This is a genomic window from Streptomyces sp. XM4193, assembly GCF_023072595.1.
Lineage (GTDB): Bacteria > Actinomycetota > Actinomycetes > Streptomycetales > Streptomycetaceae > Streptomyces.
In genome coordinates, this window is record NZ_JALLGK010000011.1 from 101,564 (window position 1) to 127,438 (window position 25,875).

At 73.2% G+C, this 25,875-nt stretch carries 19 protein-coding genes; 15 read left to right on the top strand and 4 right to left on the bottom strand.

Features of this window, described 5'->3' with window-relative positions; all coding sequences use genetic code 11:
- The first annotated feature begins 301 nt into the window (after positions 1-301).
- The 6 genes from dxr (at position 302) to MTQ01_RS23190 (ending at position 7,743) form a co-directional block, all read left to right on the top strand.
- Positions 302-1,576: a 1-deoxy-D-xylulose-5-phosphate reductoisomerase gene (dxr, locus tag MTQ01_RS23165; protein ID WP_247492792.1), complete on the top strand. Its 1,275-nt coding sequence runs from the start codon at positions 302-304 to the stop codon at positions 1,574-1,576.
- Positions 1,573-2,877 (top strand): RIP metalloprotease, encoded by a 1,305-nt coding sequence (locus tag MTQ01_RS23170; protein WP_247492793.1) that lies wholly within the window; start codon positions 1,573-1,575, stop codon positions 2,875-2,877. The genes dxr and MTQ01_RS23170 overlap by 4 nt, the downstream gene beginning before the upstream one ends.
- Before the next feature lie 215 nt (positions 2,878-3,092).
- Positions 3,093-4,247, top strand: coding sequence for a flavodoxin-dependent (E)-4-hydroxy-3-methylbut-2-enyl-diphosphate synthase (ispG, locus tag MTQ01_RS23175; protein ID WP_247492794.1), 1,155 nt, complete (start codon positions 3,093-3,095; stop codon positions 4,245-4,247).
- Between the two features lie 292 nt (positions 4,248-4,539).
- The gene (locus MTQ01_RS23180; protein ID WP_247492795.1) at positions 4,540-5,388 is read left to right on the top strand and encodes a GNAT family N-acetyltransferase; all 849 of its coding nucleotides are present in this window, start codon (positions 4,540-4,542) and stop codon (positions 5,386-5,388) included.
- A gap of 26 nt (positions 5,389-5,414) precedes the next feature.
- The gene (locus tag MTQ01_RS23185) at positions 5,415-5,951 is read left to right on the top strand and encodes a GNAT family N-acetyltransferase (protein ID WP_247492796.1); all 537 of its coding nucleotides are present in this window, start codon (positions 5,415-5,417) and stop codon (positions 5,949-5,951) included.
- An 88-nt stretch (positions 5,952-6,039) separates the two neighbouring features.
- Positions 6,040-7,743: a proline--tRNA ligase gene (locus MTQ01_RS23190; protein ID WP_247492797.1), complete on the top strand. Its 1,704-nt coding sequence runs from the start codon at positions 6,040-6,042 to the stop codon at positions 7,741-7,743.
- 184 nt (positions 7,744-7,927) lie between these two features.
- Here MTQ01_RS23190 and MTQ01_RS23195 read toward each other — a convergent pair whose 3' ends face one another.
- The 3 genes from MTQ01_RS23195 to MTQ01_RS23205 are packed head-to-tail and all read right to left on the bottom strand — an operon-like array spanning position 7,928 to position 9,865.
- Complete coding sequence (locus tag MTQ01_RS23195; protein WP_247492799.1) at positions 7,928-8,827, bottom strand: aminoglycoside phosphotransferase family protein; 900 nt, start codon at positions 8,825-8,827, stop codon at positions 7,928-7,930.
- 26 nt (positions 8,828-8,853) lie between these two features.
- Entirely contained in the window at positions 8,854-9,336 is a 483-nt protein-coding gene (locus tag MTQ01_RS23200) for a ferritin-like domain-containing protein (RefSeq protein ID WP_247492801.1), read from the bottom strand.
- 1 nt (position 9,337) lies between these two features.
- Positions 9,338-9,865, bottom strand: a complete 528-nt coding sequence (locus MTQ01_RS23205; RefSeq protein WP_247492802.1) for a hypothetical protein — start codon at positions 9,863-9,865, stop codon at positions 9,338-9,340.
- Positions 9,866-10,250: 385 nt separating this feature from the next.
- Here MTQ01_RS23205 and rimP point away from each other — a divergent pair, with 385 nt between their 5' ends.
- The 9 genes from rimP to MTQ01_RS23250 all read left to right on the top strand — a co-directional run bounded on the left by rimP (position 10,251) and on the right by MTQ01_RS23250 (position 22,571).
- Positions 10,251-10,760: a ribosome maturation factor RimP gene (gene rimP, locus MTQ01_RS23210; RefSeq protein ID WP_247492803.1), complete on the top strand. Its 510-nt coding sequence runs from the start codon at positions 10,251-10,253 to the stop codon at positions 10,758-10,760.
- A 2-nt stretch (positions 10,761-10,762) separates the two neighbouring features.
- Entirely contained in the window at positions 10,763-11,773 is a 1,011-nt protein-coding gene (nusA, locus tag MTQ01_RS23215) for a transcription termination factor NusA (protein WP_247492804.1), read from the top strand.
- Positions 11,774-11,881: 108 nt separating this feature from the next.
- On the top strand, positions 11,882-12,178 hold the full coding sequence (locus MTQ01_RS23220; protein ID WP_247492805.1) for a YlxR family protein: 297 nt from the start codon (positions 11,882-11,884) through the stop codon (positions 12,176-12,178).
- Between the two features lie 148 nt (positions 12,179-12,326).
- Positions 12,327-15,371, top strand: coding sequence for a translation initiation factor IF-2 (gene infB, locus MTQ01_RS25185; RefSeq protein ID WP_247492806.1), 3,045 nt, complete (start codon positions 12,327-12,329; stop codon positions 15,369-15,371).
- A gap of 209 nt (positions 15,372-15,580) precedes the next feature.
- A complete protein-coding gene (locus tag MTQ01_RS23230) occupies positions 15,581-15,877 on the top strand; it encodes a DUF503 domain-containing protein (protein ID WP_247492807.1) in 297 nt (98 codons plus the stop codon).
- Between the two features lie 176 nt (positions 15,878-16,053).
- Positions 16,054-16,545: a 30S ribosome-binding factor RbfA gene (rbfA, locus tag MTQ01_RS23235; protein WP_247492808.1), complete on the top strand. Its 492-nt coding sequence runs from the start codon at positions 16,054-16,056 to the stop codon at positions 16,543-16,545.
- A gap of 2 nt (positions 16,546-16,547) precedes the next feature.
- A complete protein-coding gene (truB, locus tag MTQ01_RS23240; RefSeq protein ID WP_247492809.1) occupies positions 16,548-17,453 on the top strand; it encodes a tRNA pseudouridine(55) synthase TruB in 906 nt (301 codons plus the stop codon).
- 330 nt (positions 17,454-17,783) lie between these two features.
- Entirely contained in the window at positions 17,784-21,458 is a 3,675-nt protein-coding gene (locus MTQ01_RS23245) for a serine protease (RefSeq protein WP_247492811.1), read from the top strand.
- A gap of 144 nt (positions 21,459-21,602) precedes the next feature.
- Entirely contained in the window at positions 21,603-22,571 is a 969-nt protein-coding gene (locus tag MTQ01_RS23250; protein WP_247492812.1) for a bifunctional riboflavin kinase/FAD synthetase, read from the top strand.
- 119 nt (positions 22,572-22,690) lie between these two features.
- Here MTQ01_RS23250 and MTQ01_RS25190 read toward each other — a convergent pair whose 3' ends face one another.
- Positions 22,691-25,864 (bottom strand): SCO5717 family growth-regulating ATPase, encoded by a 3,174-nt coding sequence (locus MTQ01_RS25190; protein WP_308294435.1) that lies wholly within the window; start codon positions 25,862-25,864, stop codon positions 22,691-22,693.
- Between the last annotated feature and the right edge of the window lie 11 nt (positions 25,865-25,875).

Genomic DNA, 25,875 nt, shown 5'->3' on the forward strand with positions numbered 1-25,875 from the left:
GTCCGAAAATCATCGCCGTCGCCTCGGCCCGACTGGAGCCCACACCCCCGGGCGGGCCCGCCGCGGAGTCCGGCCGCACCGTGCCCAACTGCGGCGGAACGGCGCCGAGTTGTCCCGGTCGGACCGTGCGCACCGCGGCACCGGGCGGGCGGGGCTCCCGCGTTGCCCGCGAGATTCGGCCGTACTCCCTCAACTCCCGTACGGCGGCAGCCGCCCCCGAGCTCGCGAGGACCGCGGGGCGCCGCCCGGGTACGTCCATGCGCCGTCCGACTCCCGAACGGGAGAGGCCACAATGGACCCCATGACGGAATCCCCCCAGGCCCTCGCCGACCCGCACACCAGCTACCGGTCGGCCCACGGCGACCACGACGGACCGCGTGACCTCGTGATCCTGGGGTCGACCGGCTCGATCGGCACCCAGGCCGTCGACGTGGTGCTCGCCAACCCCGACCGCTTCCGGGTCACCGGGCTCTCCGCCGCGGGCGGGCGGATCGAGCTGCTGGCCGGACAGGCGCACCGCTTGCAGGTGCGGACCGTCGCCGTGGCCCAGGAGGACCGGGCCGCGGCTCTCCGCGAGGCGCTCCGCGCGCAGTACGGCGTCGGCGAACCGATCCCCGAGGTGCTGGCCGGACCGGACGCCGCCACCGAGCTCGCCGCCTCGCCCTGCCACACCGTGCTCAACGGCATCACCGGTTCCATCGGTCTGCGTCCCACGCTCGCCGCGCTGGAGGCCGGCCGGGTGCTCGCACTGGCGAACAAGGAGTCGCTGATCGTCGGCGGCCCGCTGGTCAAGGCGCTGGCCGCGCCCGGGCAGATCATCCCGGTCGACTCCGAGCACTCCGCGCTCTTCCAGGCGCTGATGGGCGGCACCCGGGCGGAGGTGCGCAAGCTGCTGGTCACCGCTTCCGGCGGCCCGTTCCGCGGCCGGACCCGGGCGCAGCTCGCCGACGTCACCCCGCAGGAGGCGCTGGCCCACCCGACCTGGCAGATGGGCCCGGTGATCTCGATCAACTCCGCGACCCTGGTGAACAAGGGACTCGAGGTCATCGAGGCCCACCTGCTGTACGACATCCCCTTCGAGCGCATCGAGGTCGTGGTCCATCCGCAGTCCGCGGTGCACTCCATGGTCGAGTTCGACGACGGCTCGACGCTCGCCCAGTGCGGCCCGCCGGACATGAAGCTGCCGATCGCCCTCGCGCTCGGCTGGCCGGCCCGGGTGCCGGACACCGGGCCGGTCTTCGACTGGCGCAAGGCGATGAGCTGGGACTTCCTGCCGCTGGACCACAAGGCGTTCCCCTCCGTGTCGCTGGCGGCGCACGTCGGCGGGCTCGGCGGCACCGCCCCGGCCGTCTTCAACGCCGCCAACGAGGAGTGTGTTGAAGCCTTCCTCGCCGGACGGCTGCCCTTCACCGCGATCGTGGATACGGTGGCCGCTGTGGTCGAGGAGCACGGTGTGCCGGACGGAACCGGTCTGACACTCGACGGTGTCCTCGCATCCGAGGAGTGGGCCCGCGCCCGCGCCCGCGAACTGGCGGCCGAGACCGCCCGAGCACGTACGGCGGAGGCCCGCGCATGACCATGTTGATGACCCTGATCGGCGTGGTGGTCTTCGTCGTCGGGCTGCTGTTCTCCATCGCCTGGCACGAGCTGGGGCACCTCTCCACGGCCAAGCTCTTCGGCATCCGGGTGCCGCAGTACATGGTCGGCTTCGGGCCGACGATCTTCTCCCGGCAGCGGGGCGAGACCGAGTACGGGATCAAGGCCATCCCGCTCGGCGGCTACATCCGGATGATCGGGATGTTCCCGCCGGGCGACGACGGCAAGATCCGCCAGCGCTCCACCTCGCCGTTCCGCGGCATGATCGAGGACGCCAGGGCCGCCGCGTACGAGGAGCTCCAACCGGGCGACGAGAAGCGGCTGTTCTACACCCGCAAGCCGTGGAAGCGGCTGATCGTGATGTTCGCGGGCCCGTTCATGAACCTGATCCTCGCGGTGGTGATCTTCCTCGGGGTGCTGATGACCTTCGGCATCAACACCCAGACCACCACCGTCGGGAGCGTCTCGGACTGTGTGATCGAGGCGGGCGCCGAGACCGACACCTGTCCGAAGAACGCCCCGGACACCCCGGCCAAGGCGGCGGGACTGCGGGCGGGCGACAAGATCGTCTCCTACGACGGCAAGCCGATCACCGAGTGGGGCGCGCTCCAGTCCTCGATCCGCGACTCCTCGGGTCCGGTCACGCTGGTCGTCGAGCGCGACGGCGAGCGCCGCGAGCTGCAGGCCACCCCGATCGAGAACAAGGTCGCCAAGAGCGACGGCGACGGCGGCTACGTCGAGGGCGAGTACGTCACGGCCGGATTCCTCGGCTTCGCCCCGGCCTCCGGCATCCAACAGCAGTCCTTCCCGCAGGCCGTGGACCGCATGGGCGACATCATGGAGAACGGCTTCGAGGCACTGATCGCCCTGCCGTCCAAGGTCCCCGACCTGTGGAACGCGGCCTTCGCCGGCGGTGAGCGGGCGGACGACTCCCCGGTCGGTGTCGTGGGCGCGGCCAGGGTCGGCGGCGAGATCGTCACCCTGGACATCCCGCCGAGCCAGCGGGTGGCCACGATGCTCTTCCTGGTCGCCGGCTTCAACCTGTCCCTGTTCCTCTTCAACATGCTCCCGCTGCTGCCGCTGGACGGCGGACACATGGCGGGAGCGCTCTGGGAGTCGGTGCGCCGCCGGGTCGCCAAGCTCTTCCGGAGGCCCGACCCCGGCCCGTTCGACGTCGCCAAGCTGATGCCGGTGGCGTACATCGTGGCGGGAGTCTTCGTCTGCTTCACCCTGTTGGTGCTCGTGGCCGACGTGGTGAATCCGGTCAGACTGGCCGGCTAGGAGCCCGCGGGGCGCGGGCAGCGGCCACTCCGGCCGGCCCGCGCCCCGGCCCTGCCGCGCACGACCGAGTGCTCCTCGTGCCCTGCCACGAGCCGGACGCGGGGAGCCGCATCGCACACGGCTCGGCGGATTCGCGTTCAGCCGAGTGCCGTAGTCTCGTCAGCCGGAGCCCGGCCGATCTCGGGCCCGCGATACACACCTTGGGGTTACGCCTGATGACAGCGATCTCGCTGGGAATGCCGTCCGTACCGATCAAGCTCGCCGAGCGGCGAGTCAGCCGACAGATCCAGGTGGGGTCCGTCCCCGTCGGCGGGGACGCTCCGATCTCCGTGCAGTCGATGACGACCACCAGAACCTCGGACATCGGCGCCACGCTCCAACAGATCGCCGAACTCACCGCCTCCGGCTGCCAGATCGTCCGGGTGGCCTGCCCCACACAGGACGACGCCGACGCGCTCCCGGTCATCGCGCGCAAGTCGCAGATCCCGGTGATCGCCGACATCCACTTCCAGCCGAAGTACGTCTTCGCCGCCATCGACGCCGGCTGTGCGGCGGTGCGCGTCAACCCGGGGAACATCAAGCAGTTCGACGACAAGGTCAAGGAGATCGCCAAGGCGGCCTCCGACGCCGGCACCCCGATCCGCATCGGGGTCAACGCCGGTTCCCTGGACCGGCGGCTGCTCCAGAAGTACGGTCGCGCGACCCCCGAGGCGCTGGTGGAGTCCGCGCTCTGGGAGTGCTCCCTCTTCGAGGAGCACGGCTTCCGGGACATCAAGATCTCTGTCAAGCACAACGACCCGGTCGTCATGGTCAACGCCTACCGGCAGCTCGCGGCGCAGTGCGACTACCCGCTGCACCTGGGGGTCACCGAGGCCGGGCCCGCCTTCCAGGGCACCATCAAGTCCTCCGTCGCCTTCGGCGCGCTGCTCTCCGAGGGCATCGGCGACACCATCCGGGTCTCCCTCTCCGCGCCGCCCGCCGAGGAGATCAAGGTCGGCAACCAGATCCTGGAGTCGCTCGGATTGCGCGAGCGCGGACTGGAGATCGTCTCCTGCCCGTCCTGCGGACGCGCCCAGGTCGACGTCTACAAGCTCGCCGAGGAGGTCACCGCCGGCCTCACCGGCATGGACGTGCCGCTGCGCGTCGCGGTGATGGGCTGCGTCGTCAACGGCCCCGGCGAGGCCCGTGAGGCCGACCTCGGAGTCGCCTCCGGCAACGGCAAGGGCCAGATCTTCGTCAAGGGCGAGGTCATCAAGACCGTCCCCGAGTCGAAGATCGTCGAGACCCTGATCGAGGAGGCGATGAAGATCGCCGAGCAGATGGAGAAGGACGGCGCGGCCTCCGGCGAGCCCGAGATCTCGGTGGGCTGACCCGCACCTCGCCGGCCGGCCCCGCTCTCCGCGGGGCCGGCCCGCTCCTCCCGACGGCGCACGGTGTCGGCCCGACCTCCCGGGCCCGGCCGTGCGCCGTCGGCGTGTGCGCCCGGCCCCGCGGGTGCGCGCAACGGGCGGCGCGCACACGGCGACCGGGAGGCCGGGGCGCCGTGAGGGCGAGTGGGAGGTGCCGACTCGTGGCTGCGGGGTACAGTCAAAGCCCGTCACGTCGCCCCGCCGCCACCTCGCGTGCCGGACGACCCCTCCAGCGACAAAGGCCCCTCCGCACGTGCTGACCACCACCTCCATCCGGGCTCTCGACCCCAATGATCTGGACGAGGCGCTGGCCGTGCTGGACCGGGAGCCGGTGAACAACGCGTTCGTCGCCGCCCGGGTGCACGCCTCGGGCCTGGACCCCTGGAGGCTCGGCGGGGAGATGTGGGGCTGGTACCGCGAGGGCCGGCTGGAGTCGCTGTGCTACGCGGGCGCCAACCTGGTCCCCATCTGTGCCGGGCCCGAGGCGGTCGTCGCGTTCGCCTCGCGCGCCCGCCGCCAGGGCCGCCGCTCCTCCTCCCTGGTCGGCCCCGCCGGCCCCACGGCCGCGCTGTGGTCCCTGCTGGAGCCGCACTGGGGCCCCGCCCGCGAGGTGCGCCCGCACCAGCCGCTGATGGTCACCTCCCGGCAGGCCGAGGAGGTGGAGCCGGACCCGTACGTGCGTCGGGTGCGCAAGGACGAGCTGGAGGACGTGCTCCCGGCCTGCGTCGCAATGTTCACCGAGGAGATCGGCGTCTCGCCGCTGGAGGGCGGCGACGGCGGCCTGATCTACCAGGCCCGCGTCGCCGAACTCGTCGGCACCGGCAGGGCGTTCGCACGGTTCGAGGACGGCCGGGTGGTCTTCAAGGCGGAGATCGGGGCCGTGACCCCGAAGGTCTGCCAGATCCAGGGGGTCTGGGTCAGCCCCGAACGCCGCGGCGAGGGCCTGTCGGAGACGGGCATGGCCGCCGTGCTGCGCTACGCGCTCACCGAGGTCGCCCCGCTCGCCAGCCTGTACGTCAACGACTACAACACCGCGGCCCGCGCCTCCTACCGCAGAGTCGGCTTCGAGGAGTCCGGCGCCTTCATGAGTGTGCTGTTCTGATCCCCGCGGCAGTAGGCTCTGTGCCCATGCAGTACGAAGTCGCGGTGGGCCACCTCGACCTGGCCGCACGCGTCGACGAGGCGCTCGCCGTCCAGGCGCTCGCGTTCGGTCTGACCGACGAGGAGATCGCCGTACGGCGGCACATCGTGCTGCGCCACCTCGCCTTCCCCGGTGCCCGCGCGCTCGGCGCGACGACCTCCGAGGGGCGGCTGGTCGGCTTCGTCTACGGCCTGCCCAACGACAGAAACCAGTGGTGGTCGAGCGTCGTCGAGCCGTACCTTCTGCGCAACGGCGCCACCGGCTGGCTCGACCGCTCCTTCACGATCACCGAGCTGCATGTGCACCCCGCCTTCCAACAGCGCGGTGTCGGGCGGGAGTTGATCACCCGGCTCACGGACGCCGCCGCCGAGCCGCGTTCGCTGCTCTCGGCCGTCGAGGCCGAGAGCCCGGCCCGCGCCCTCTACCGGCGCCTGGGGTACCGGGATCTGGCGACCGGGGTGAGCTTCCCGAGCGCGGCCACCCCGTACGTCGTCATGGGGGCCGAACTGCCGCTGCACCGCTGAACCGACTACCCTCCAGACCTCACCAGCCCAACCACACGACCCCGTATGCCGCGACTCGCCCCATACGGCCCGCAACAGGAGAAACCTCATGGCAGCCCGAGTCCAGCGCCTGTCCCGCTCCATGCTGAAGACGCTGCGCGATGACCCGGCCGACGCGGAGACGCTCAGCCACAAACTGCTCGTACGGGCCGGCTACGTACGCCGCACCGCCGCCGGCATCTGGACCTGGCTCCCGCTGGGCAAGCAGGTGCTGGACAACGTGAGCCGCGTCGTCCGCGAGGAGATGGACGCCATCGGCGCCCAGGAGGTCCTGCTGCCGGCGCTGCTGCCCAAGGAGCCGTACGAGGCGTCCGGCCGCTACGAGGAGTACGGCCAGCTGCTCTTCCGCCTCCAGGACCGCAAGGGCGCCGAGCTCGCCCTCGGACCCACGCACGAGGAGATCTTCACCCAGGTCGTCAAGGACCAGTGCACGTCCTACAAGGACATGCCGGTGATCCTCTACCAGGTGCAGACGAAGTACCGCGACGAGGCCCGTCCCCGCTCCGGCGTCCTGCGGGGCCGCGAGTTCCTGATGAAGGACTCCTACTCCTTCGACGTCTCGGACGAGGAGCTGGCGCAGTCCTACGCCCTGCACCGCGCCGCGTACACCCGCATCTTCGAGCGTCTGGGCCTGGACTACCGCATCGTCTCGGCTGTCTCCGGCGCCATGGGCGGCTCCGCCTCCGAGGAGTTCCTGGCTCCCGCCGCCGCCGGTGAGGACACCTTCGCCGACTGCCCCAACTGCGACTACGCAGCCAACACCGAGGCCGTCACCACGGAGTTGACGACCGTCGAGGGTGCCGACCAGCCCGCGCTGGAGGAGCTGGACACCCCGGACACCCCGACGATCGACACGCTCGCCGAGTACCTGAACGTGCCCGCCTCGGCCACGCTGAAGAACCTGCTGGTCAAGGTCGACGGCGAGATCGTGGCGGTCGGCGTGCCCGGCCACCGCGAGGTCGACCTGGGCAAGCTCGGCGAGCACCTGGCGCCCGCCGAGGTCGAGCTGGTCACCGCCGAGGACTTCGTCGGCCGCCCCGAGCTGGTGCGCGGCTACGTCGGACCGCAGGGCCTGGCGGAGCACGAGATCCGCTACCTCGCCGACCCGCGCGTCGCCCCCGGCACCAGCTGGGTCACCGGCGCCAACAAGGAGGGCAAGCACGCCCGCAACGTGGTCTGCGGCCGTGACTTCACCGTCGACCAGTACCTGGACGTCGTGGTCGTCGAGCCCGGCGACCCCTGCCCCAAGTGCGGCACCGGACTCAAGCTCGACCGGGCCATCGAGATCGGCCACATCTTCCAGCTCGGCCGCAAGTACGCCGACACCTTCGCGCTCGATGTGCTCGGGCGCGAGGGCAAGCCGGTCCGGGTGACGATGGGCAGCTACGGCATCGGCGTCTCCCGCGCCGTCGCCGCACTCGCCGAGCAGACCGCGGACGAGCAGGGCCTGTGCTGGCCCGAGGAGATCGCCCCCGCCGACGTGCACGTGGTGGCGGCCGGCAAGGCCGCCCAGATCGAGCTGGCCGTCGAGCTGGGTGACAAGCTCGGCGCGGCCGGCGTACGGGTCCTGGTCGACGACCGTCAGGGCGTCTCGCCCGGCGTGAAGTTCACCGACGCCGAGCTGATCGGCGTGCCGCAGATCCTCATCGTCGGCCGCGGAGCGCCCAAGGGCCTGGTGGAACTCAAGGACCGCCGCAGCGGCGAGCGCGTCGAACTGTTGGTGGAGGAGGCGATCCAGCGGCTCACCCGCTGATCCGTCGCCGCGCCGCTCTGCCGCACCGCCGTACCGCGCTGCCCCGCCGCCCGCACCGGGTCGCGGGGCAGCGCCGTCCGATGGGAGCGCGGGGGAGGGCGGTCGGCGGGAGAGGACGCCGCCGGCGCGGCCTCGGCCGCCGGCGGGGCGGGAGCGCCGCGCCCGGTCGTGCGGTCGCGTCGGCTCAGACCCAGCCGGCGAACTCCAGCAGCATCTCGCCGTCCTCGCGGTCGCCGGTCAGCAGCTGCCGCACACCCGACTCCACCGCCCGGTAGAGGGTCCAGCCGCGCAACCGCTCCCGGTCCAGATCGAGCGAGTCCGCCAGCTTCCGGATGCGGCGCCGGACCTGCGCCGGGGCGCCGGGCGAGGCCATCAGGTCGTGCAGCCGGTCCCGCACCAGACGGGCGAGGTCGTACTCCGGCTCGCCGACCAGCGGCTGCGGGCCCACCGCCAGCCACTGCGCGCGGGGATCGTCGGCGGCGAGCACCACGCCCTGCCTGAAGTCGCCGTGCAGCAGCACCCCCGGACCGGGCGTGCCGAGCAGCTCCTCGCGCGCCGCGAGCGCCTCGCGGACCAGCGGGCGGACCTCCTCGGGGGCTGCCCCGAGCACCCGGTCGACCTGTGCGCCGGTGTGGTCCGCCACCGTTGTGAAGGGGTGTTCGCCGGGCGGTACCCACAGCCGCCGCACCGTGGACATCGCCTCCAGCGTGGCCTTCGCGTCCGGCAGCGAGCGCAGAGAGGTCTCTCCGTGGAGCCGCTCCAGGAGCAGCGCGCCGGCCCGCGGGTCGGCCCGCAGCAGCCGTACCGCGCCCAGTCCGTCCCAGTGCCGCAGAGCCGCGGCCTCGTCGGCGACCGGTCGTTCGTCCGCGGCGAGCAGCTTCAGCGCCGCCGGTGTGCCGTCCGCCCGATGCACCAGCGCCACCGTGCTCTCCCTGCCGCCCGGCGCCACCACCCGCTCCAGCGTCAACTCCCAGTCGTTCAGGAGGCGTTCGGCGAGTTCGGGCAGTCGCGCGAGCCAGGGGTGCCCGGGGCCCAGGGTGCGCACCAGCCGCTGCGGAGGTTCGTAGCGGGGGAGATCGGCCATGCCTTCGCGCGCCTTCCCTCGAACGGCTATCGGTCGGCGGGCCCGTCCTCGCGATCGACCAGCCCAGGGAAGGCTACGCCGCGCCCGCGCCAGCGCGCGGACCGGACCGCCGCTTCGCGCAGCGCCGTCGCCGCCTCCCGCCGTCGAGACCCGCCCGTTGCCCGTACGAGGTCGGCGTACGCGCCGGCGAGCCGGTCCTCCAGTTCGGCGGCCAGGCGCAGCGCGCTCGCGTGGTCGGGCACCGGGAACGGCAGCGCGTACGCGGCCTGCGCCTGCACCGGTTCACCGCCCTGGTCCAGTACGGCGCGGGCCAGGGCGTCCCGGCGCGCACGGTGCGCGTCGTACGCCTCCCGCGCGTCGGGACGCCGCCCCTTGTCGACCCGGCCGCCGACGACGCCGTACCCGTAGATCGCCGCGTGCTCGGCGGCCAGGGCGGCGCGCAGCGCGTCCAGCGCCTCCCCGTCCGAAGCCGGCCGCGCCGGTGCGGGGCCGCTTTGGAACGTACTCATCTCAGTCCACCTCAGCGCGCAGTTCGGTCAGCAGAAATCCGTGGGCCGCGCCGGCCGCCGCCACCGAGGCCAGCACCATCGCGGTCTGCGGCGGCGCCGTGTCGAGCGCCTTCGTCCTGGCGTCCACGGTCCGCCGTTCGGCCTTCGCCAGTGCGGCCAGCGCGGCCCGCGGCTCACCGGGCACCTTCGTGCTGCCGACGGCGGCGCTGTCCGCCTTCTCCCGGCGCTCGGTGTCCGGCCGCCGGTCGCCGCCGCGGCCGTCGAACTCGGCCAGATGCCGCGCCACCGCGGCCCGCAGCGGTGCCAGCGGCTCGGCGAGCGAGGGATGCGCACGGACGGTGGCGTCGTAGCGCTCCAGCAGTTCCCGGCTCTGCCGCGCTGCCTCGCCCCGCACCTCTTCCGCCGGGGACGCCTTCGGTCCGCCCGGAGGCTCGTCCGCGCCGCCGCCCGTGCACGCGGTGGCGAGCAGTGCGACGGCTCCCGCGGCTCCTGCGGTGACGAAGGTCCGACGCTGGGGGGTGGGCGACACGTGAACACTCCACGAGGGTCGGGCCGACCGCGGGCACGGGGGCAGCCGGGCGGCGGGCGCGGTGGCGGGGGAGGAACGAGCGGTGCAGGACGCCGAGTTGGCAGGCGTGAGCGACACCGGAACAGGTGATCAGTGCTGCGACGAGCGTACCCGTCACGAACAACCGTCCTGGTCGCCCGCCCCCGACGCGCTGGCCGCTGCACCCGTGCGGCGGCCTGGTCAGTGCCACCCGGCACAGGCGCTAGGCTGTATCGGGCATGCCGGGAGGTGTTCTCCGGTGCTCGGCACCGGAACCCGAATCGCACCACCGGGCACCGCAGGCGCGGCAACGCACGCCGAGCGTCCCGTTCCTGACAACAGCACACGCGGCCGAGGAGTCATTCGGATGAGCACCACCCAGATCGACAGGCTGCGCGGGCTGTTGGAGCCGCTGGTCTCCGCGCATGGTCTGGATCTCGAGGAAGTCACCGTCACCCCCGCCGGCAAGCGCCGGGTGCTGCGGGTCGCCGTCGACTCCGACGAGGGTGTGCAGCTGGACGCCTGCGCCGAGCTGAGCCGCGAGATCTCCCCGGCCCTGGACGAGAGCGACGTGATGGGCGGAGCGCCCTACGTCCTGGAAGTCACCTCCCCGGGCGCCGACCGGCCGCTGACCGAGCTGCGGCACTACCGCCGCGCCGTCGAGCGCCTGGTCAAGCTCCAGCTGCACGAGGGCGGCGAGCTGGTCACCCGCATCCTCGCGGTGGACGACGACGGCCTCGACACCGAGGTGCCCGGCGTCAAGGGGCGCAAGCCCACCGCGCGCCGCGTCTCCTTCGAGGAGATCGCGAAGGCACGGGTGGAGATCGAGTTCAGCCGCAAGGACAGCAAGGACAAGAAGGAAGAGGAGGAGGCGTAGCCGTGGACATCGACATGAGCGCCCTGCGGGGTCTCGTGCGGGAGAAGGAGATCTCCTTCGACCTGCTCGTGGAGGCGATCGAATCCGCTCTCCTCATCGCCTACCACCGCACCGAGGGCAGCAGCAGGCACGCCCGTGTGGTGCTCGACCGTGCCAGCGGCCACGTCGTCGTGTGGGCCAAGGAGGACCCGTCCGACCTCGAGGAGGGCCAGGAGCCCCGCGAGTTCGACGACACCCCTTCGGGCTTCGGACGGATCGCGGCGACCACCGCCAAGCAGGTCATCCTCCAACGTCTGCGGGACGCCGAGGAGGAGGTCACCTTCGGTGAGTACGCCGGCCGCGAGGGCGACGTCGTGACCGGTGTGGTGCAGCAGGGCAAGGACCCCCGCAGCGTGCTGGTCGACATCGGCCGGCTGGAGGCGATCCTGCCTCCGCAGGAGCAGGTCCCCGGCGAGGAGTACCCACACGGCGCCCGGCTGCGCACCTACGTCATCCGGGTCGCCAAGGGCGTGCGCGGCCCGTCGGTCACGCTCTCGCGCACCCATCCCAATCTGGTGAAGAAGCTCTTCGAGCTGGAGGTCCCGGAGATCTCCGACGGTTCGGTGGAGATCTCGGCCATCGCACGCGAGGCGGGCCACCGCACCAAGATCGCCGTACGGTCCAACCGCTCCGGTCTCAACGCCAAGGGCGCCTGCATCGGCCCGATGGGCGGTCGGGTCCGGAACGTGATGAGCGAACTGGCCGGCGAGAAGATCGACATCGTCGACTGGTCCGACGACCCGGCGGAGCTGGTGGCCAACGCGCTCTCCCCGGCCCGGGTGACCAGGGTCGAGGTGGTCGACCTGGCCGCGCGGTCCGCGCGCGTCACCGTGCCGGACTACCAGCTGTCGCTGGCGATCGGCAAGGAGGGGCAGAACGCCCGTCTCGCCGCGCGCCTCACCGGCTGGCGGATCGACATCAGGCCGGACCAGGAGGCGGACGCGGGCCGGGAGCCGGACGCGGACGCACAGTAGGGCCGTATCGCCCGCTCGTCGGCCGGACGTCGACGAGCGGGCGAGCGGCGGGCGCACGCTCGTACCCCGTGGCGGGTTGCGGTGCGTGCAGGGAGGTAGACTGAAGCAGTGTCTGGCCGGACGCGTGCCCGCGCACGCCCCGAACGCACCTGCGTCGGGTGTCGGAAGCAGGCCGCCAAGGCCGATCTGCTGCGTGTGGTGTTGATCGAGGGGCGAGGTGTTCCCGATCTTCGCGGTACGCTGCCCGGCCGGGGAGCGTACATCCACGCCGTCCCCGGCTGTCTTGAACTGGCGGTCCGCCGCCGGGCGTTCCTGAGAGCCTTCCGTGTCAGGGGAGGACCGGGTCCGCCGGACACGACGGAGCTCGAGCGCCACTTGCGCGGAGCACCGAGCAATGAACCGTAAGACGGCCCGCACGGATTCCCTGTGCGGGAGCTAACTCGCGAGTCGGAAGCAGGTCGAGATTGCGATGAGCACTCGATGAGTACGCGATGAGCGCCCATGCATAAGTAGCGAAGGTCCGGCGGAAGCCCCCCGGACCAGAAGGAGCGAAGTGGCTAAGGTCCGGGTATACGAACTCGCCAAAGAGCTTGGTGTGGAGAGCAAGGTCGTCATGGCCAAGCTCCAGGAGCTCGGTGAGTTCGTTCGTTCGGCGTCCTCGACAATCGAGGCGCCGGTCGTTCGCAAACTGAGTGACGCATTCGGCACGGGCGGCGCCCCCAGCGGCGCCAAGAAGTCCGCGGCGAAGCCGGCGGCCCCCAAGAAGGCCGTCCCCAAGCCGGGAGCGCCCAAGCCGGGTGCGCCCGCAACCCCCTCTCCCTCTCCGGCCCAGGAAGCACCGAAGCCCGGTGCGACCCCCGGCCCCCGTCCGGCAGCGCCGAAGCCGGCAGCAGCCGAGGAGCCGAAGGGCGGTGCGCCCAAGCCGGGTGCCGCGCCCAAGCCCGGCGCCTCCGCGCCGCGCCCCGGCCCGGCGAAGCCGGAGTTCACCGCGCCGCCCGCCGAGCAGCGTCCCGCTCCGGGCCGTCCCGGCCCGCAGGGCGGACCGGCCAAGCCGGCTGCCGGTGGCGCCAAGCCCGCCGCCGGCGGTGCCAAGCCCGGCGGTGCCCCGAAGCCGGGTGCGCCGCGTCCCGCGGCCCCCAAGCCGAGCGGTCCCCGCTCTGCGGGCCCGCGTCCGGGCAACAACCCCTTCACCTCCGGTGGTTCCACCGGTATGGCCCGTCCCCAGTCGCCGCGTCCCGGCGGCGGTGCGCCCAAGCCCGGCGGTCCCCGTCCGGGCGGCCCGTCCGCGGGTCCGGGCGGCCCCCGTCCGCAGGCTCCCGGCGGCGGTCGCGCCACTCCGGGCAACATGCCCCGCCCGCAGGGCGGCGCCGGCCAGGGCGGTCCCCGCCCCGGCGGCGGTGGCAACCGTCCGAACCCGGGCATGATGCCGCAGCGTCCCGCTGCCGGTCCCCGTCCGGGTCCCGGTCGCGGCGGTCCCGGCGGCGGTCCCGGTCGTCCCGGTGGCGGCGGCGGTCGTCCCGGTGGCGGTGGCGGTCGTCCCGGTGGTGGCGGCGGTTTCGCCGGTCGTCCCGGCGGTCCCGGTGGCGGTGGCGGTTTCGCCGGTCGTCCCGGTGGCGGTGGCGGTCGTCCCGGTTTCGCCGGTCGTCCCGGTGGTCCCGGTGGCCGCGGCGGCACACAGGGCGCGTTCGGTCGCCCGGGCGGTCCCGCGCGCCGCGGGCGCAAGTCGAAGCGGCAGAGGCGCCAGGAGTACGAGCAGATGCAGGCGCCGTCGGTCGGCGGCGTGATGCTGCCGCGCGGCAAGGGCGAGGTCGTACGCCTCTCCCGCGGCGCGTCGCTCACCGACTTCGCGGAGAAGATCAACGCCAACCCGGCGTCGCTGGTCCAGGTCATGTTCAACCTGGGCGAGATGGTCACCGCGACCCAGTCGGTCTCCGACGAGACTCTGAACCTGCTCGGCGAAGAGATGAACTACGTCGTCCAGATCGTGAGCCCGGAGGAGGAGGACCGCGAGCTGCTCGAGTCCTTCGACATCGAGTTCGGCGAGGACGAGGGCGGCGAGGAAGAGCTCTCGGCCAGGCCGCCGGTGGTGACCGTCATGGGTCACGTCGACCACGGCAAGACGCGTCTGCTGGACGCGATCCGCAAGACCAACGTCATCGAGGGCGAAGCCGGCGGCATCACCCAGCACATCGGTGCGTACCAGGCCTCCACCGAGGTCAACGGCGAGGACCGGAAGATCACCTTCATCGACACTCCGGGCCACGAGGCGTTCACCGCCATGCGTGCCCGCGGTGCGAAGTCGACCGACATCGCGATCCTCGTGGTGGCGGCCAACGACGGTGTGATGCCGCAGACGATCGAGGCGCTGAACCACGCCAAGGCGGCCGAGGTGCCGATCGTGGTCGCGGTCAACAAGATCGACGTCGAGGGCGCGGACCCGACCAAGGTCCGCGGCCAGCTGACCGAGTACGGCCTGATCGCCGAGGAGTACGGCGGCGACACGATGTTCGTCGACATCTCCGCCAAGCAGGGCCTGCACATCGACAGCCTGCTGGAGGCCGTGGTCCTCACCGCGGACGCGGCTCTGGACCTGCGCGCCAACCCGACGCAGGACGCCCAGGGCATCGCGATCGAGGCGCACCTGGACCGCGGTCGCGGTGCGGTCGCCACGGTGCTGGTCCAGCGCGGCACGCTGAAGGTCGGCCAGACCATGGTCGTCGGCGACGCGTACGGCCGTGTCCGGGCGATGCTCGACGACAAGGGCAACAACATCCAGGAAGCGGGTCCCGCGACCCCGGCCCTGGTGCTCGGTCTGACCAACGTCCCCGGCGCCGGCGACAACTTCCTCGTCGTAGACGAGGACCGCACCGCCCGGCAGATCGCCGAGAAGCGTGCGGCCCGCGAGCGCAACGCCGCGTTCGCCAAGCGCACCCGCAGGGTCTCCCTGGAGGACCTGGACAAGGTGCTCAAGGCGGGCGAGGTCGAGCAGCTCAACCTCATCATCAAGGGCGACGCGTCCGGTTCGGTCGAGGCTCTGGAGTCCTCGCTGCTCCAGCTCGACGTCGGCGAAGAGGTCGACATCCGCATCCTGCACCGCGGTGTGGGTGCGGTCACCGAGTCGGACATCAACCTGGCCTCCGGTTCGGACGCCATCGTCATCGGCTTCAACGTCCGGGCCGAGGGCCGCGCGACGCAGATGGCCGAGCGCGAGGGTGTCGACGTCCGGTACTACTCGGTCATCTACCAGGCGATCGAGGAGATCGAGGCGGCCCTGAAGGGCATGCTGAAGCCGGAGTACGAGGAGGTCGAGCTGGGCACCGCGGAGATCCGCGAGGTCTTCCGCTCCTCCAAGCTCGGCAACATCGCGGGTGTGCTGGTCCGCTCCGGCGAGGTCAAGCGCAACACCAAGGCGCGTCTGGTGCGTGACGGCAAGGTCGTCGCGGAGAACCTCAACATCGAGGGTCTGCGCCGCTTCAAGGACGACGTCACCGAGATCCGTGACGGCTACGAGGGCGGTATCAACCTCGGCAGCTACAACGACATCAAGATCGACGACGTCATCGCCACCTACGAGCTGCGCGAGAAGCCGCGCGGCTGAGGCGAAGCACAGCGGTGAACGCGGTCCGGGGCCGGTCGGTGAAGCTACCGACCGGCCCCGGGGCCGTCCCCGATCCGGGCCTGCGGGCCCGCACTCCCACCGGGCGAAAACGCGTCGATACCGTCCCGCGCGGACGTGTACCGTTCTTGTGTTCCACCCCGAGTCCGCAGCACCACTGAGGCCTTCCGGGTCGGCCAGACCCGTACTGCATGTATGTAGGGACACTGTCCTTCGATCTTCTGCTCGGCGACGTGCGTTCGCTCAAGCAGAAGCGCTCCGTCGTCCGTCCGCTCGTCGCCGAGCTGCACCGCACGTTCGCGGTGAGCGTCTCCGAGGTCGGCGGGCAGGATCTGCTCCGCAGAGCCACCGTCGGGCTGGCTGTCGTCTCCGGTGACGTCGGCCGGGTGACCGATGTGCTGGACCGCTGCGAGCGTCTTGTCGCCGCCCGCCCCGAGCTGGAGCTGCTGTCCGCACGGCGGCGCCTGTACGGCGAGGACGACGAGTAGCGCACCCGGCCACGCGTGCCCGCCGCGGCGGCACCGCGCGGAGCGCGCCGAGGAGCGGACGTACGGGCGGGCCGGTACGGGAATCCGTGCCGCGCCCCCGCCCCTCCGATCGAAACACCGACCGAAACACCGACTGACCGAAACACCGACTGACCGAACAGAGAGAAGTGAGCCGCATGACCGACACCGCGCGGGCACGCAAGCTGGCTGACCGCATCAGGGTCGTCGTCGCCGAGACTCTTCAGCGACGCATCAAGGACCCGCGGCTCGGCTATGTGACCATCACCGACGCCCGGGTCACCGGCGATCTGCGGGAGGCCACGGTCTTCTACACGGTCTACGGCGACGAGCAGGAGCGCGAGGCCTCGGCCGCGGCGCTGGAGTCCGCCAAGGGCGTGCTGCGCTCCGAGGTGGGCCGCCAGACCGGTGTCCGCTACACGCCGACGCTCGCGTTCATCCCGGACGCCCTGCCGGAGAACGCCAAGACCATCGACGATCTGCTGGCCCGCGCCAAGGCGTCGGACGAGCAGGTGCGCGAGGCATCCTCGGGCGCCGAGTACGCCGCCGGCGCCGACCCGTACCGCAAGCCCGCCGCCGAGGAGGACGGCGAGGAGCCGGAGGACGGGGACGAGCCGGCGACCGGGTCCGCCCGGGGCAAGGACGACTGAGCGTGGGATCCGCGAAGGACAGCGGCGGGCCGGACGGTCTGATCGTCGTCGACAAGCCGGCCGGCTTCACCTCCCACGACGTGGTCGCCAAGATGCGCGGCATCGCCCGCACCCGACGGGTGGGGCACGCCGGGACGCTCGACCCGATGGCGACCGGGGTGCTCGTCCTCGGCCTCGGCAAAGCGACCCGCCTGCTGGGGCATCTGGCGCTGACCGAGAAGGAGTACGTCGCGACCGTACGGCTCGGCCAGTCCACCGTGACCGACGACGCCGAGGGCGAGATCACCGCCGCCACGCCCGCCGTCGGGCTGGACCGGGCCGCGGTGGACGCCGCGGTGGCACTGCAGACCGGCGCTATCCAGCAGGTGCCGTCCAAGGTCAGCGCGGTGAAGATCGACGGCAAGCGGGCCTACGCCCGGGTGCGGGCCGGGGAGGAGGTCGAGCTCGCGGCGCGTCCGGTGACCGTGTCCTCGTTCGTCGTGCACGACGTGAGCGAGTCCGAGGCGGAGGACGGGACCCCCGTCACCGACCTGCTGATCTCGGTCACCTGCTCCTCGGGCACCTATGTGCGGGCCATCGCGCGCGATCTCGGCGAGGAGCTGGGCGTCGGCGGGCATCTGACGGCGCTGCGCAGAACAAGGGTCGGGCCGTACGGGATGCGTGAGGCGCGGACACTGGACCAGCTCCAGGAGTCGCTGGACATGCTGCCGATCGCCGAGGCCGCGGCCCGTGCGTTCCCGCGCTGGGACGTGCCCGAGAAGCAGGCCAGGCTGCTGGGCAACGGCGTCCAGCTGGCGATGCCCGAGCTGCCGGCGGGGCCGATCGCGGTCTTCGGTCCGGGGGAGCGCTTCCTCGCGCTGGTCGAGGACCGCAAGGGCAAGGCGAAGAGCCTGGCGGTGTTCGGCTAGGCGGAGCCCGAGGGCAGGCAGAAGGGGCGGACGTCGCGCGGCGCGCGGGGCCCGTCCCTTCTGCCGTTCCCGCTCCCGGTCCGGAGGTGGCCTGCTGCCGCACGGTGGGCGGCTCCGGAAGTCGGTTCAGGGGCAGCCGGGGTGCGCCCGACCGGCAGCGAGCGGTCGACCGGCTTCGCTCAACGGTCCGATCACCGGGGGAAGTTCACCCCATCGAGCGGGCGCTGGAAGTGAACAGGGGGCGCGCGGGGGCGTGTTCGCCCTCGGTGCGCCTTTCCACCCCGCGGCTGGACATACGGTCTGGAGACAGGCACAGGAGGTTCAGCGCACATGGCAGTACCCGCGGCGCCCGGGTTGATCCAGATCTGCGACCTCGCAGGCCGGGCACGGGGCACCGGATTCCTCGCCGACGACCGGGGCACCCTGCTCACCAGCCACGAAGCCGTCGACGGTCTCAGCAGACTCGTGCTGCGCACCTCCGAGGGCGCCACCGTGCTCGTGGAGTCCGACGGCATCACCCCGCTGCCCGGCTGCGATCTCGCACTGGTCGCGGCGCCCGAGCTGACCGGCCATCCGCTGGTGATCGCGACCTCACGACTGCCCGGGACCCGGGTCCTCGTCCGTACCGCCGAGGGCTGGCTGGACACCGTGGTCGGGGCGACGGTCGACGTCACCTACACCGCGACCGACCGCTTCCACACCCTCGAGGGCGCCCTGGAGCTGGAGCTGCCCGAGCAGGTGGGCGACGCGCTCCGGCTCAGCCCCCGGGTCACCGGAGCCCCGGTGCTGGACGCGGTCACCGGCGCCGTTGTCGGCGTTCTCGGCACCGCGCTGCACAGCCCCGGACGGGCCTGCGGATACGCCGTGCCGCTGCGGCCGGACCCGGCAGCCCTGGCCACACCGGAGTACGCACCGCTCGCCGCGCTGCTCGGCCGCAACGCACTGGCCGCCCCCGGATACGGCGCCGACCTCAACCTCGCCGGCGTGCTGCTGCTCACCGGCGCTTCCGTCGCAGCCGCCGCGGTGCCGCCGCCGACCGCCCGTGCGCGACGCAGACCGACGATCGAGAAGGCCTTCGAGGACTTCCTGGCCGCTCCCGCCTGCCTGTTGGCCCTGGTCGGTGAACCGGGCGCCGGACGCAGCACCGAGTTGGCGGGCTGGGCGGCACGCCGCGTCTCCGCCGCCGAGCCCCGGCCGACGCTCTGGCTGCGCGGCGCCGATCTGCGCGCCGGCGACCACGGTGTGCAGGACGCCGTGCACCGGGTGCTGGCCGACGCGGGCAGCCTGCTCGGTCGGCGGGAGAGCGACGCTTCCGGGCCGGTGACGATCCCGCCCCCCGCGCATCCCGACGTGGTGGCCCGGCTCGCCGCCGAGGCAGGCCGGCCGCTGCTCGTCCTGCTGGACGGGCCCGAGGAGATGCCGCCGCATCTGGCGCACGAGCTCCGCCGCTGGTGCCTGGGCACCGCCAACTGGCTGCGGGTGTCCGGAGCCCGACTCGCACTCGCCTGCCGCCCGGAGTTCTGGGACCGGGCCGGCCGCTGCCTCCCCGAGGAGCTGCTGTACGGCCCGAACGGTGCCGACTCCTCGCCCCCGCAACCCTCCTGGGGGCTGGAACTGCGCCCGCACGTGCCGCTGGACGCCTTTCCCGGCGGTCACCCGCTGACCGACCGGATACTCGCGCAGCTGCGACCGGTGGACACCCCGCCTCGCCCGCCGGACCGCCGTGAGGTGTACGAGGCGTGGGTGGCGCTGGTCTCGCTGCGGATCGCCACCAGCCTCGGCGCGAGCCGCCGACCGCCGGTCGAGGGCGCGGCACTGCGTCGGCTCGCCGCGACCGCGTCCGGACGGCTGCATCTGGCGGCCCGCCGCTGTCTGGGGCCCGGCCAGGGCGGGTTGAGCCGTGCCGAGTTCGAGGCGGTCTTCCCGTGGAGCGGTGGGTGGGCGACCGCGGTGCTCTCGATCGGAGTGCTCCAACCCGCGGGCGAGGGCTACCGGTTCAGCGACGAGGCGCTGGGCGACTGGTTGCAGGGGGCGCATCTGGAAGTGGACGCGGCGCTGGACGCGCTGGTGCACCACCCGCAGCGGAGCGAGGCCGTACCCGTACCGCGGCATCGGATCGGCCCGGTGGCCGAGGCGCTGCTGCTCTGCCACCACACGATGGGGCCGCGCGGGCTCGGGCCCCGGCTCCGCGAGCTGATCGACGCCGTCGACCGCGACGACGACGAGGGCTGGTGGGCCTGCCGGCTGCTGCGCCAGACCCTGCTGCGGGTGCCGGACGCCCGCCCGTACCTGCCGGTGCTCAGAGTGCTTGCGACGCGACTCCTGCACGGTGGCGGACACTCCGCCTTCGGCCCGTCCTTCTGGGCCCGGCTCACCCTGGAGACCAGCCAACTCCTGGACCTGCTGCGCCAGTTGCTGCCACTGGACGACGCACCGCCGGCCCCGGGGGAGCGGTACCTGGACGTGGTCGCCCGACTGCTCGCCGAGCGGCCCCGGGCCGTCACACCGCTGCTGTGCCGCTGGTTCAGCGACGGGCGGGAGCTGCGCGCACCCGGAGCCACCGTGGCGGGCGCGGCGGGCGCGCTGCTCTACGCGCACCGCCGGGTGGCCACCGACGAGCTGGCCGATTCACTGGTCGCCGCGCTGACCACGGTCGGCGGCGGCGCGGCCCGCGGTCTTCTGGAGGAGCTCGTCCAGGACGAACCGGAGGGCCTGGGCCGAGCGGTGCACCGCTGGTCCCGCGACGAACGTGAGGACCGCCGCAGCGCCGCGGCCCGCTATCTGCCGGTCCTCGCCGCCCGAACCGAGGCCGACCCGGTCGAACTCGCCGCCGCGGCCCGGCAGTTGCTGCGCGCCCCGGACGAGGCGGGCAGACTGCACCCGGCCGCGTACGCGGTGCTGGTGCAGGACCGGACCACCCGTGCCTCCTACCTCTCGGCCGCCCAACTGCGCTTCGCCCGCGAGCCGTTCGACCAGGACCTCGCCCGTGCGCTCGTCGGCGCACTGCACACCCACCCCCGGCAGGTGCTCGCCGCGCTCCGGCACCGGCTGTGCGGACCGGCACCGGCACGACCGGAGACCGCACGCGGGCTGCTCACCCTGCTCGCCGACGTCCACACCCCCGCGCTGGCCAGGCCGCTGTCCGTGATCGTCGGTGAACTCGCCCGCAGACGGCCCGAGTCGGCAGCCGAGCCGATCGCCCGGTTCGTCGACCGCAGACTCGGCGCGGGCGCCGCGGCGAGGGCGGGGCTGCGGCCACTGGTCGGCGAGCTGCTCAGCCTGCGCGCCACCGCCCCTCGTACGGCGCTGGCGCGTGTGCTCGCCGCGCACCGCGAACCGGGCTCCCTCGCGGAGGAGTTGGCGCAGGAGATGCTCGCCGTGGAGCGGGACCCCGCGGTACGGGGCGCCCTCGAGGGGGCGGGGGCCGTACCCGCGCTCCCGGCTCCCTCGCCCCGGGTCGTCCGGCCCCGCGATCCGACCTCCGGCGCCCCGGCGCACCACGTCCCGGTCCCGCGCGACCCCGCGACCCGCGCGCCTGCTCCCCGCGATTCTGCGACCTGCGACGCGACGGCCCGCGATCCCGCGACTCGCGCCTCGGCACCTCTCGGCCCGGAAGCCGGCGGGCCGGAAGTCCGCGGCACGGCACACGGCGGTACGGCACACGGCGGCACGGCACACGGCGACGCGGGCGGGAGTTCGTCGCGTCCGCCGCTGTCCGTGAACGCGGCGGGCGCGCAGCCGTACGGTTCCGGCGCTCCTGCACCCGGCAGCGCCTGGGGCGCTCCGCAGCCGTCCGAGGGACGGCCGCCGGGCGGGCGACCGCCGGCACCGGACCGGCCCGCGGCCGTTGCGGAGGAGTGCCCGATCCCGCCTCCGCACGAGGACCGGACGTCCCCGCACGAGGACCGGACGCTCCCGTACGACCGGACGCGCCCGCAGAGCGCGGAGAACGGTGCGGCGGCAGCCGGGCGCGTGCGCGAACACCTCGCCCTGGACACCTCCTGACGGCTCCGCCCGCGGCGTCCCGCGCTGCCACCGGGCCCGTGCCCGCCGCACCCGCCGGTGGGGCCGCGCGCCGCGGGCCCCACCCGACATGGCAGGCTGGGGACCGTCAGGAACAATGCGCATTTTGGGCGAGGAGCGGGCACAGTGCAGCGCTGGCGCGGTTTGGCGGACATCCCCGATGACTGGGGGCGCAGTGTCGTCACCATCGGCTCGTACGACGGAGTCCATCGCGGGCACCAGCTGATCATCGGAGAGGCGGTCGCACGCGGCAGGGAGCTCGGACTGCCCACTGTCGTGGTCACCTTCGACCCGCACCCGAGCGAAGTGGTACGCCCGGGAACGCACCCTCCGCTGCTCGCCCCGCACCGCCGCAGGGCCGAACTCATGGCCGAGCTCGGGGTGGACGCGGTGTTGGTGCTGCCGTTCACGGCGGAGTTCGCCAAGCTGCCGCCCGAGGAGTTCGTCGCCCGGGTGCTGGTGGAGAAGCTGCGTGCGCGGACCGTCGTCGAGGGTCCCAACTTCCGTTTCGGCCACCGTGCCGCGGGTGACGTCGCCCTCCTCACCGAGCTCGGCGAGAGGCCGGACTTCGGCTTCGACGTGCTCGTCTTCGACCTGTACCAGCGGGGCGAGGCGGGCGGCGGAGACGCGTTCTCCTCCTCGCTGGTGCGGCAGCTCGTCGGCGACGGCGAGATGACCGCGGCCCTGGAGGTGCTGGGCCGCCCGCACCGGGTCGAGGGCGTCGTGGTGCGCGGTGCGCAGCGCGGACGCGAGCTGGGCTACCCCACCGCCAACGTCGAGACCCTGCCGCACTCGGCGATCCCGGCGGACGGCGTCTACGCCGGATGGCTGGGCGTCGAGGGCGAGTTGATGCCCGCGGCACTCTCGGTGGGCACCAACCCGCAGTTCAACGGAGTCGAGCGGACCGTGGAGGCGTACGCGATCGACCGCGTCGGGCTCGACCTCTACGGGCTGCACGTGTCGGTCGTTTTCCTCGCGCGGCTGCGCGGCCAGGAGACCTTCGACTCCCTGGACGGGCTGCTGGAGCGGATGGCCGAGGACGTACAGCGCTCGCGGGAACTGGTCGCCGCGCACGGGGCGCCGCTGCCGCGCTGAACCGGGCCCGCCGAACCGGGCCCGCGGAGTCCGGTCCGCGGAGCCCGGCCGGAACGGAGAACGGAGAAGGGGCGCGGAACCTCAACCGAGGTTCCGCCCCTTCTCCGTTCTCCGCCGAACTACTGCGGCGGTGGCTGCTGTTGTGTCCAGGAAGCGGGCACGGCACCCGACTGCTGCTGCCCGGCCGGCGGTGCCTCCTGCTGCTGCGGCGGCCAGGGAGCGTTCTGCTGCGGGTACGGCTGGCCCGTCCGCGGATCGATCTGCTGCTCGCCCTGGCCGTACTGCTGCTGCGCCGGCGGGTATCCGCCCTGGCCCGGCTGGCCGTACTGCGCGGGTCCGCCCTGGCCGCCCTGGCCGTAGGGATCGGCCGGACCGCCCTGCCCGTAGGGCTGCTGCTCGGGCGCGCCGCCCTGGCCGTACTGCTGGGGCGGGCCCTGCTGACCGTACGGACCGGGCTGGCCGTACTGCGGCTGTCCCTGCTGGTCCGGTGCGCCGTAGGGCTGCGGCTGGCCCGGCAGCGGGGGAGCGACCTGCGGCGGGTGGGCCGCCTGGCCCTCCGCGGTCCACAGCCCCTCGGCTTGCTGCGCGTAGGAGAAGTCCTCGGCGACCAGCGAGGCGAGGTGGAAGTACGCCTCGCGCGTCTTGGGCCGCATCATGTCCAGGTCGACCTCGGCGCCCGCCGACAGGTGCTCGTCGAAGGGGACGACCACCACTCCGCGGCAGCGCGTCTCGAAGTGCGACACGATGTCCGCGGTCTTGATCATCTTGCCGGTCTCGCGGACACCGGAGATCACCGTGATGCTGCGCTGGACCAGATCGGCGTAACCGTGCGCCTGGAGCCAGTCGAGCGTGGTGCTGGCGCTGCTCGCCCCGTCGACCGACGGGGTGGAGATGATGATCAACTGCCGGGCGAGGTCGAGGACTCCACGCATCGCGCTGTAGAGCAGACCGGTTCCCGAGTCGGTGAGGATCACCGGGTACTGGCGGCCGAGCACCTCGATGGCCTGCCGGTAGTGCTCGTCGTTGAACGTGGTGGAGACGGCCGGGTCGACGTCGTTCGCCAGGATCTCCAGACCGGACGGGGCCTGGGAGGTGTAGCGGCGGATGTCCATGTAGCTGTTCAGGTGCGGCAGCGCCTGGACGAGGTCGCGGATCGTCGCGCCCGTCTCGCGCCGCACCCGGCGACCCAGCGTGCCGGCGTCCGGGTTGGCGTCGATCGCCAGGATCTTGTCCTGCCGCTCCGAGGCGAGGGTCGCCCCCAGCGCGGTGGTGGTGGTCGTCTTGCCGACGCCGCCCTTGAGGCTGATCACCGCGATGCGGTAGCACGACATCACCGGAGTACGGATCAGGTCGAGCTTGCGCTGACGCTCTTCCTCCTCCTTGCGGCCGCCGATCTTGAAGCGCGAGGGCTGGTTGATGTTGGCGCCCGGCTTCTTCTTCTTGGGCTGGCGCTGGAGAAGCCGGTCGGAGCTGAGCTCGACCGACGCCCCGTAGCCCAGCGGTGCACCGGGAGCGGCCCGCTGCGGCTGCTGCTCGCCCGGCTGCGCGAACCCGTAACTCCCCGCGCCCTGCGGCTGGTTGGGGTTCGGGTTCAGCGGAGCGGACTGCTGCGGGCCGGGCTGCGGAGGCTGCGCGGGCCCGGCGCTGTGCGGTGCGAACTGCGCCGGGTCCTGCCCCTGCGCGGCAGACTGCTGCGCGTACGGAGGCTGCCCGGGCGCCGGCTGCCCCGGCACGGGCTGTCCCGGTGCCTGCTGCGGCGGTGCCTGGTCGGGCTGCGGGTATCCGTAGCCCTGCTGCTGAGCCTGCTGCGGGTATCCGTAGCCCTGCGGGGCCTGCGGCGGGTACTGGCCGGGCTGCTGGGTGTGCGGCGCCTCGGGTGCCTGCGGTGCGGGCTGCTGCGCTGCCGGCTGGGGCTGAGCCGGCTGGGCCTGCGGTGCGGGCTGGGGCTGCGGGTAGCCGTAACCGCCCTGCTGCGGGGGCTGTTGCTGCGGGTAGCCGTAACCGCCCTGCTGCGGGGGCGGACCCTGCGCCTGGACCGGTTGCGGGTATCCGTAGCCGTCCTGCGGAGCGCCCGGCTGACCGGGCTGCTGGGCCTGCTGCGGCGGTGCCGCGTGCTGCTGACGGGGGTCGGCGGCCTGGTAGTTGGGCGGCAGCGGAGGCAGCGCGCTCTGCTGGGGCTGCGCACCGGCTCCCCACGGCTCACCGCCGGCGGGCGGCGCGGAGTGCGCCTGCTGCGTTGACGCCGGGGCCTGCTGGTGCTGCTGGTGCTCGGGCTGGTACGGCGCCTGGAGGTGCTGCGGCGCCTGTGCCTCGGGCGCGGGCGGGGCCGACTCGGGCGCCGGGGCCTGGGCGGCGACCGGCGGCGCGCTCTGCTGCGGTACGGAATCGGGCTCGGGCTGCGGAGCCGGCGCGGCCTGTACCGGCTCCGGCTGCTGCGGGGCGTGCGGCGGTTCGGCAGCGGCCTGTACCGGCTCCGGCTGGGCCTGGGCCGGTTCGGGCTGGACCGGTTCGGGCTGAGCCGGCTCGGCGGGCTGGCCCTGGTGGTCCTGGTGCGGCGCGGCCGGCGACCGGTCGTCCGCCGCGGTCCGGGCGGCCTCTCCGTCCGCACCGTGGTCGGTGCTCTCGACCCGAGAGCTTTGGGGCGCGGCCGCTACGGGCTCGTCGTCGTCATCGTCGTCGCCCCACACGTCCGCGGAGGGGTCAACTCCCGTACCGCTGCGGAACCGTGCGCTCTGCTCGTCGCTCTCGGGCGCCGCGGCAGGCTCGGGCTCAGCGGCGGGCGACTCCTCGGCAGCGGCGGGCCGCTCCGGCGCGGCTGCCGCGACGGGAGCAGCGGGCGGCTGCTCGTCGGCCGGCTGCAACGTCGGGAAGGCGGGCGGCGCCGGCGCACCCGCTGCGGGGGTGCCGGCCGGCGGTGCCGGAGGAGCGGAGTCCGGGGCGTCGGCGGGCTTGAGCGTGGGGAAGGCGGGCGGTGCCGCGCCGTCCACCGGTGCCTGCTGTGCCTGCGGCGTCGGTGCGTCGGACGGCGGGGCGGGCTGACCTGCGCCCTGCGGGGGCGCACCGGCCGGCGGGAAGGCGGGGCTCGAGGGGCCGCCCGGGCCCGCGGGACCGCTTGCGTGCAGCGGGGTGCCCACCGGCGGCGGGGGCGAAGAGGAGGCCCTGCCCGTCGAACTGCCGGTGCCGCTCTCCTGCGAGTACCAGGCAGGCGCGGTGAAGTCGAGCTGGAACTCGCCCGTCAGCTCGATGTCCCCGTCGTCGTCTTCCGGACGGAACTCGTCCCGATCGCGGTTCACTGTGCCTCCTG

Bases quoted from the DNA above. Each gene is read 5' to 3' on its own strand.
- dxr (WP_247492792.1), top strand. From the start codon at position 302: ATGACGGAATCCCCCCAGGCCCTCGCCGACCCGCACACCAGCTACCGG.
- MTQ01_RS23170 (WP_247492793.1), top strand. From the start codon at position 1,573: ATGACCATGTTGATGACCCTGATCGGCGTGGTGGTCTTCGTCGTCGGG.
- ispG (WP_247492794.1), top strand. From the start codon at position 3,093: ATGACAGCGATCTCGCTGGGAATGCCGTCCGTACCGATCAAGCTCGCC.
- MTQ01_RS23185 (WP_247492796.1), top strand. From the start codon at position 5,415: ATGCAGTACGAAGTCGCGGTGGGCCACCTCGACCTGGCCGCACGCGTC.
- MTQ01_RS23190 (WP_247492797.1), top strand. From the start codon at position 6,040: ATGGCAGCCCGAGTCCAGCGCCTGTCCCGCTCCATGCTGAAGACGCTG.
- MTQ01_RS23195 (WP_247492799.1), bottom strand. From the start codon at position 8,827: ATGGCCGATCTCCCCCGCTACGAACCTCCGCAGCGGCTGGTGCGCACC.
- MTQ01_RS23200 (WP_247492801.1), bottom strand. From the start codon at position 9,336: ATGAGTACGTTCCAAAGCGGCCCCGCACCGGCGCGGCCGGCTTCGGAC.
- rimP (WP_247492803.1), top strand. From the start codon at position 10,251: ATGAGCACCACCCAGATCGACAGGCTGCGCGGGCTGTTGGAGCCGCTG.
- MTQ01_RS23230 (WP_247492807.1), top strand. From the start codon at position 15,581: ATGTATGTAGGGACACTGTCCTTCGATCTTCTGCTCGGCGACGTGCGT.
- rbfA (WP_247492808.1), top strand. From the start codon at position 16,054: ATGACCGACACCGCGCGGGCACGCAAGCTGGCTGACCGCATCAGGGTC.
- MTQ01_RS23245 (WP_247492811.1), top strand. From the start codon at position 17,784: ATGGCAGTACCCGCGGCGCCCGGGTTGATCCAGATCTGCGACCTCGCA.